General features: G+C 44.9%; 5 protein-coding genes. All 5 read left to right on the forward strand.

All coding sequences use genetic code 11. The features are described 5' to 3' along the window. Positions 1-929 precede the first annotated feature (929 nt). A complete protein-coding gene (locus Q7W83_RS05005) occupies positions 930-1,844 on the forward strand; it encodes a hypothetical protein (protein ID WP_473655748.1) in 915 nt (304 codons plus the stop codon). Between the two features lie 374 nt (positions 1,845-2,218). Continuing rightward, positions 2,219-3,709 (forward strand): SIR2 family protein, encoded by a 1,491-nt coding sequence (locus Q7W83_RS05010; protein WP_473655749.1) that lies wholly within the window; start codon positions 2,219-2,221, stop codon positions 3,707-3,709. Positions 3,710-4,261: 552 nt separating this feature from the next. Continuing rightward, positions 4,262-5,164, forward strand: a complete 903-nt coding sequence (locus Q7W83_RS05015; RefSeq protein ID WP_473655750.1) for a hypothetical protein — start codon at positions 4,262-4,264, stop codon at positions 5,162-5,164. Then, entirely contained in the window at positions 5,164-5,625 is a 462-nt protein-coding gene (locus Q7W83_RS05020; protein WP_473655751.1) for a hypothetical protein, read from the forward strand. Before Q7W83_RS05015 ends, Q7W83_RS05020 begins: the two co-directional genes overlap by 1 nt. A 130-nt stretch (positions 5,626-5,755) precedes the next feature. Next, positions 5,756-7,660: a hypothetical protein gene (locus Q7W83_RS05025; RefSeq protein WP_473655752.1), complete on the forward strand. Its 1,905-nt coding sequence runs from the start codon at positions 5,756-5,758 to the stop codon at positions 7,658-7,660. The last annotated feature ends 169 nt before the right edge of the window (positions 7,661-7,829 follow it).

The raw sequence follows: 7,829 nt of genomic DNA on the forward strand, positions 1-7,829 counted from the left end.
GCTTCTCTAACAGGCAGAAGGTCAAGGCCATCTAGCATCGATTGCTATCACCCATCTCCGGGGGACCCTGGCAAGTCTCCGAGAATACGGGGTCGGAAACCCGCGGGGTTTTGGCAGTGGGAGGTGCTCCAGCTTACTGAAATTTCAATGCTGAAATTGAAAGGATCTTGAAGAAAAAGGGGCATCGTTACCGCATTGGCAATGGTGACCTCAGATCGGTCGTTTCCTAGGGCAAATGCACAGGTGAACAGGCAGTTCACCGGGTTCACCTGTTCACTAAGCTGGGAGTTCTCCCGCTAACAAGATCCGGCGGGTTACTCGCCCCGTACAGAGGGGCATTCCTCAGGGGCCCCGGCACAATCTGGGTGCCTGTTAACCTGAGTTAACTGTTAACCGATTTTTTCTCCGGCCGGACACCTAAGCTAGCGGGTTTGCAGTCCAGTATCGTTATAGCTTCAAGCGCTCCCGGTAGTTCTTGCAGACAAAAACAGGTGGGCTCGTAAAGATCTCGGAGGTATCGACATGCTTTTCCGTCTGATGGCCCTTCAAGCCTCGAGCCGATCCGGGACATTCTCTGGAGGTCGGCAATCTCCAGTAACTCGCGCTTTCGCTGAAGGCATAACATCCCATGGGGTGTGGGGAGGTCGCTTAGAAAGTCGTGTTACAGGTGTTACGAGTGTTACGACTTGTCTTAACTCATTGAACTTATTGAGTTTTACGGCCGTTACACGTTCGCTGTGCTTCGTTTGTACCGAGTGTTACAGGGCAACTATGTGTTACAGCTGAATCTAACAAATTTGGGTAGCGCGTAAGCTGAATCGGTCAAAAAGTAGCCATTCTTTGACTTACTGCGTTGCTCAGAAACGTCTGTAGTGCCGAACGCCGAATAGCCTGGCCTATGAGTGGACAGGTCGAATGGGAGATGGCGTGTGCGCAGGTACCTTGTTGGTCAGGGCAAATTGCTATTACTCTCAGCTACTACCGGCCTTGGCGCTGCCAGCACAAGAGGCCTCAATCTGGTGGGGAGTGAAATGGTAATATCGAACTTGGAGAAATATCGGAAGGATTTGGAAAAGCTTCTTGAAGAGGCTAGCTGGGTTCGAAACTCGCTTGCATGCGCTGCACTCGGCCGAACGGAATTTTTCGCACAACTTGTTGAAGCAGTTGCGGGTGACGAAAAAGCGGCGAACGAGATCATGAAAGAGATCAAGCCTTTTGCTGCGGCTTACCAACATTGGTACTCGGAGTCGCTGACGCTGGTGAAGCAGCTAATGCCAGATCGTCTGTCGGATTTCATCCGCTTTTATGAAAAACCCAAGACTCGGAAGGAAATTACTTTCGAAAATTACCGGATTGAGGATGCCTGCCAAGGGCTACGCGTTAGCTTCGCAGGTGTAGTTAAAGCCGATTCAAACGCTGCGATTCAGCTATTGGAGCAACAGGTGGCCATTGTCGAGGCGATCAAGCGCCGCTTCGAAAGCTCACTTTTCGACATCAAGCAACTTGTCCAAGCAGACTTATTCGACTCCGAACTTGATACGGCCAGGGGACTACTGAAAACGGGATTCGCTCGCGCTGCAGGTGCCATTGCAGGTGTAGTGCTGGAAGGGCATCTGAAGCAAGTTCGTGACACGCACGAGCTACCAAAGAAGTTGAGCACCATTACACCTATTATCGACGCCCTGAAGGCAGCCAATGTTATTGAGCTTAGTCAGCACCGTCAGATTCAATTCCTTGGCGACATTCGAAACAAGTGTGGTCATCGAAACGCAACAGAACCAACTGTGGAAGAGGTCGATGACCTCATCAATGGTGTAGACAAGGTCGTTAAGACCATCTTCTGAGTAACGTGTTGGGGGGCACAGCAACCTTGCTTAGGTCCTCTCTGTCGCCCCTGACCCCGGATAAGGCTTCTAATTCAAGGCATTCGGCTCAAGTTCTCTTTTCTCGTTGAGCCAGATGACCTAATTCATCCATGCCATAGGTTCGAGCCCAGATTCGGCGTTTTAGTTGTCAATGAAATACAAATGAGGCTCACCTCACAGCAAGATCAAATCCGGATACGAACCGCCACCTGCGAACAGCTAGATGCATAATGGTGGCTTTTTGATATAAGCTTGTCTCTCCTGGGTCACATCGACAGCTAGGTGGTGTTCCGGAGAGCAGATACCTCGCGGTAAGGTAAAAAAACCCCTTTAGCAACCATGTCGGCATACCAATGGATTTATTTTCACTCGAAGAAAAACTCTCAAGCTTTGGATCTGGAGGCTTCTATCTTCTCGAAACCTTTCTGATCCAACTTTTGAAGCTTGAAGCCAAAGCCAATAGTCAAGAGCTGATAGTCGAAAAGCACCAAGCATGGGATGCTTTCGCTCCTAAAGGCTTGGGGAAAATCCATCAACCCTTGTACATTGAAATATCACAAAATTTTAACTTAAAAAAATTAAACGTTATCGCTAAACGAGTTAATTCGAAAGGTAGCCAAGAATTCAACTTGCTTTTGGTGTCAACTCGCCATGTAGCCAAATCAAAAGAAGCCCTAGAAAATATACCCTCAGAATTATTTAACAGAGTGTACGTCTGGGACGGTGACAAAATACAATCTTTGATGAACGAGCATCGTGAAGCTGTAAAATCAATCTTGGACAACCTTTTCTCTACACATTTGAAGATGGCCGTGTCGCGTCGAGCTGACGAATGGCAGACGGACCGAGAAATATTGATTAAAGATCTTACTGAAAAATATCATGATGGCCGTTTTTCTTTAATTCTTGGTGCCGGTGTCTCAAGTAGTGCCGGCCTGCCTGACTGGGATACATTGCTGAATTCGCTATTCGTCGCAATGCTGACCGATGAAAATCTCCGAGACTCCGCGTCAGATAATGACCAAGTTTCTAGTATCGTCCGGCGCCTTCGTAAAGTCGACGGACCATCCGCGCTTATGCTGGCAAGGTACATTCGCAAAGGATTATCTGCTGGCTCTACAGCAGAGCAGAACATTTTCATAAAATCGGTTACACAACAACTTTACTCCCTCCGAAATAAAAGTTTTTCCCTACGCTCGCCTCTAATCCGAGAAATTGCCAGTCTTTGCACCCCTACTCGAACCGGGGCTAAGGTGCATGCAATTCTTACCTACAACTTTGACGACCTAATTGAAAGGGAGCTTGAAGAGCGCGGGCTTTTATTCAGAAGCATTTTCGAAGAAATTGAAATCCCTGCACAGGAAGAGCTTCCTATCTATCACGTCCACGGCTTTCTTCCAGAAGACCGCTCGAAGTATTCCAATCTAGATAGGTGCACGCTAGTTTTCTCTGAGGAGGGTTATCATCAAATTTATGGTGATGCGTATCATTGGTCCAACCTTGTACAGCTAGGAGGCTTAAAGGAAAACGTCTGCCTACTAATTGGACTATCTTTGACGGACCCTAACCTCCGAAGACTGTTGGAGATATCCTCGAAGTCTCTGGACAAACCCAAACACTACGCATTTCTTCAACGTTTGAATCTTGAAAAATTCAAAGGGGAAGAGCATGGCAGCCCTATCCGCGCGCCGTTGCAAATGGTCACAAGGTTCCTTGATCGCCATCATAGCCTCAATGAAGAACTTATGCGTGAGTTGGGCATTAATGTGATTTGGTATGAGACGTACGATGAAATTCCGAAAATCTTGAGCCGTATTGGGAAAGTTAGCACTACTAATCCATAAAGTAGCAACCCCTCTCAAGACTCCTCATCCACAGAGTTTTTGGAGTTTCTGTCGTAAGTCGTCTGGTTCAGGCTGGCTGCAATCCTTCGTCCAGGGCAGCAATCGGTCAAGGCTGTGTAAAAAAGCAGGCACCGTTTTGAAGTCGCGTTGCTACGTCAAATCTGCCAGTCCTTGATTAATCTGCAAACCTAAAATGTGCGTAGGAATGCGGTTTTCGTTCTGGTTTTGAACCGTATACCCTGCTCTAAACCGTTTTCACACAGTCTGGGTCAAAAGCAGCCGTTTTGAGGTGTCTAGGAAACGTATAGTTATTCAAATCCCACTGCGGCGTACGGGCAAGCCTTTCCGGCGGGGCTAGGCCAAGGCCACATACGGTGCTCGGAAGCTCGGGACAGGCGATATAGGCTCTACGGCTGTGTTTTGCCTCCGGGTCTACATTGAAAAATTGAACGGAAGAGTCCAGAATGCGGCTAAGCGAAACTTGGTATAGAATCAATACAGGCTGAGATAAACTCATAGTTTGCACTGGGAAATTTATCAGGATGTCCAGGGATGATTAATAATAAACATACTGACCCAAAAGCATTTGAACGGTATTTTAAAGATATTATAAAGCTCCATTATTCACCTGCTAACTACCGAGACGTGCCTGATGGGCAGGGCGGTGACTATGGTATTGAGTGTTACACCCTTCTTGGTCATGCCTTCCAGTGCTATCTTCCAGAGCAAACATCTGATGTCGCAAAATTAGTAGCGGCCCAAAAAGCGAAAATAAACCGCGATATTAAAAAGCTGTCCACAAATCAAATAAAACTGGAAGCTCTATTCGGGTCAACGAAGGTGTGTCGCTGGATATTGGCAACTTCGGCGCATAAGTCTGCTGACGTAACAAGTTTTTGCGCTCAAAAGTCCTTAGAGGTGCGAGGTCAGGGATTAAATTTCGTAGCTGGCGACTTTGAAATACTTATTCATACTGAAGACGATTACAAAATTGAAGCAGCGCATTTAAATAGGCAGATTTATCAATTAAACATTGATTTCGAGAGAACTACTCCTCAAGGGGTTGAAGGGTGGATTGATAACAATCTTACCTTTCTTGATAATTTAGACCGGAAGCTTCCAAAAGTAATAGGCGACGAAGAAAAAAGGCGTCAAGCAAAAAGTTCCTTGGTTCATAAGTACTTGGACTATCAGAATCTTTTGTCAAGATTGCTGCAGGATTGGGCAGATATTTACGAGATAGTTGTACGGTCTGTTCAGAATCGACAAAGTTACTTGGAGTCCAGATTTCTTACGTCTCCCGATCTTCTTCCAAATGATGTTATAAAAGATGAGCTGCAAAAACTTGAGGATGATCTGGCGAGAGAGGTAAGCACATTAAAGCGAACAGATATTGAGTTGATTAAATGGGGCGTTGTTTCTGACTGGCTTATCCGTTGCCCACTGGATTTCTAATGAACCTAGAAGAGCTTCTCAACAGTCCATTTTCCTTTAATCAAAGAAAAACGTTCACTCCGTGCGAAACAAGACCTTTATGGAAGTGCTCGCTTGTTATACTAATTATGGGCATAACAGGTCGAGAAAAACGCTGTTCGCTAAAAAAGATTCATACGGCCAACTGGTTGACTAAATCATCAGAACACCTTGATGAACTGCTAGATTGGGCTAAGTCAGAAACTCTTTTTGCGCCACATATTCGACTGGATCCCACAGTAGATAGGGCAATAGATTTAATAGCAGCTTCTGGTTATGTTTGTAAAGTGGGGGGGAAGATATCGCTGACGACCGCGGGCGAAGATCTATTTTCACAAATCTTCACCGATACAGAGATCATGGAACGAGAGAAAGAGATTCTAGCAGCTGCTAAAAAGTACCTGTCAGAAGCGGCTGTAGAGCGTATTTTCAAGGCGAACTAAGCATATGCTAGAGATAAGAAGACTCAAGATCATAGCGAAGACTTCTGTAGGTGATTACGGAGTTGATATCCCTTTTGAACGTGGTCTGTTCATTCTGAGAGTTGAAAACACTCATGGGAAGTCAACTTGCATGAACGCTATTGCATATGCACTCGGGATGGAAAAAGCATTAGGTCTTGCAGATGTAAAACTACCATTTCCTCCTTCTTTGACAAAGGAGATCGAGGATGAGAATGGCATAGAAATGCCCGTAATATCATCCTTAGTCCTTTTGGAAATAGGTAATGGTGAAGGCGAAGTTGTAACCATAAAACGACAAATATTAGGTGTTTCAGAAGAAAATTCCGCCCATGTTTATCCGGCAAGTATAGATGATTTTGCGGCAACAACTCCTCAGAAATTATTCTTGCACAGAGAAGGCGATACCACCAGGACTCTAGGCTTTTATTATTGGCTCAGCAAGTTTATCGGCTGGAATTTACCAACTGTACCAACAATCGATGGTCGAGAGGCCCCTCTTTACCCCGCAGTTTTTTTTCCTACGTGGTTTGTTGAGCAGAAAAAGGGTTGGGGCTCGATACAGGCAACCACGCCTCTGTTTTTCAAAATAAAAGAGGCTAAGCGACGCTCCATCGAATTTTTACTAGCGCTCGAAACTAACTCGATCGTTAAAAAGAAACACTTCATAAAAACGTCCATTGATGATCTTTCCTATTCTTGGAAGTCCTGTAAAAGAGGTCTCTCCCTTGCTGCGGCAAGAATTTCTGGAGAAGTAACAGGAATACCAGATACACCAGAAGTTAGTTTCGATCCGTACAAAATTGATATTGCTGTCAAAAACAAGGATAGATGGAGGTCAATACAGTTTCTGAAAAGCGAAACAGAAGCAGAGCTTGATATATTTCTGAAAGAAATGCAGCAGAAAAACAATGATCAAGTTAAGGATTTTAAGGTCCTAGAAGAAATAGAGTCGCGAAAAATCAAAGCGCGATCTCTAACCTATAGCGCTAACTCTGTTGAAGAGGATGTTAGCTATTCTGCTCAGCAGATACAGTCTGCGACGGTTCGAGTTAATAGGCTTAGAGAAGATCGGCGGAAATATGAGGATCTAAAAAAAATCGGGCAATTAGATATCCTAAAAGACTCACCTTTAGGTGTTAAAAATTGTCCAACCTGCTCTCAGGGGATATCAGATAACCTAGTCAACCTTGAAGACTCTTCCTCTATAATGTCTCTTGATGAGAGTCTCAACTATATAAAAGAACAAGGCAAAGTAGTTGAGAGCATAAGAGAGGGGCTTGAAATAGAAAAAAGACTCAAGGAGACGGAGCTAGGAAAAATAAATAGCGAAATCTCTTCTTTGTTTGAGGAAATAATACGGCTTCAAAAAACCGTAATGTCGCCTGATGGCGTGATAATGGAAGAAAACCTGCGTAAAAAAATCACCTTAGAAAATCTAATTAAATCTTATTCGGATGGCATAACAGCCATTTTACAAGCAAGATTGGAGTTGGATACACATGTAAAGGAGTATAAGAGGCTTATAGAAGCTCGAAGAAAGCTGCCGCAAAATATCCTCTCGATACTAGACTCTGAAAAGCTATTAAAGCTTCAAAGTCATCTTGTCCAGTTGTTAAAGAATTTTGGTTTTTCAAGTTTTAAGCCAGAGCTTATACAAATATCTGAAGAGACGTACCTGCCGACGCGCGAGGGATTCGACTTGGGATTTGATACGTCTGCCAGTGATGGAATTCGAATTATTTGGAGTTACTTAATAGGTCTTTTTAAGTTATCAAAAGACTATGAGACCAATCATCCTCAAGTGTTGATATTTGACGAGCCCAGGCAGCAAGAAGCAAAAAAAGTCAGCTTCACTGAGCTTCTCAAAGAGTCGGCCGCAGCATGTGCTGGGCGAGGGCAAATAATACTTGCAACGTCAGAAGACGAAGATGTACTTGTTAGCGCACTAGGTGACAGTCCTTACTCTATGCGCTCTTTCCCGGCAATTGATGGGAAAATATTGCGTAAGCTTTAGTCGCGCAGGAAAGACCTAGTCACACATCGATGTGCTACAGAAAAAATCTCTACTGTCTTTGATTCCCTGAGCGGTGCTACGACGAAACAAGGGCTTACTTGAATCGTAAGCGTCCAGCCAACACACCTTCCGAACTCCAGCATTAAGGGCGATGGTGTCCGCGTATTTT

It is taken from the genome of Pseudomonas sp. 300, from assembly GCF_055803035.1.

Coding starts and splice junctions, on each gene's coding strand:
- Q7W83_RS05010 (WP_473655749.1), top strand. CDS start 2,219: ATGGATTTATTTTCACTCGAAGAAAAACTCTCAAGCTTTGGATCTGGA.
- Q7W83_RS05025 (WP_473655752.1), top strand. CDS start 5,756: ATGAACGCTATTGCATATGCACTCGGGATGGAAAAAGCATTAGGTCTT.
- Q7W83_RS05020 (WP_473655751.1), top strand. CDS start 5,164: ATGAACCTAGAAGAGCTTCTCAACAGTCCATTTTCCTTTAATCAAAGA.
- Q7W83_RS05015 (WP_473655750.1), top strand. CDS start 4,262: ATGATTAATAATAAACATACTGACCCAAAAGCATTTGAACGGTATTTT.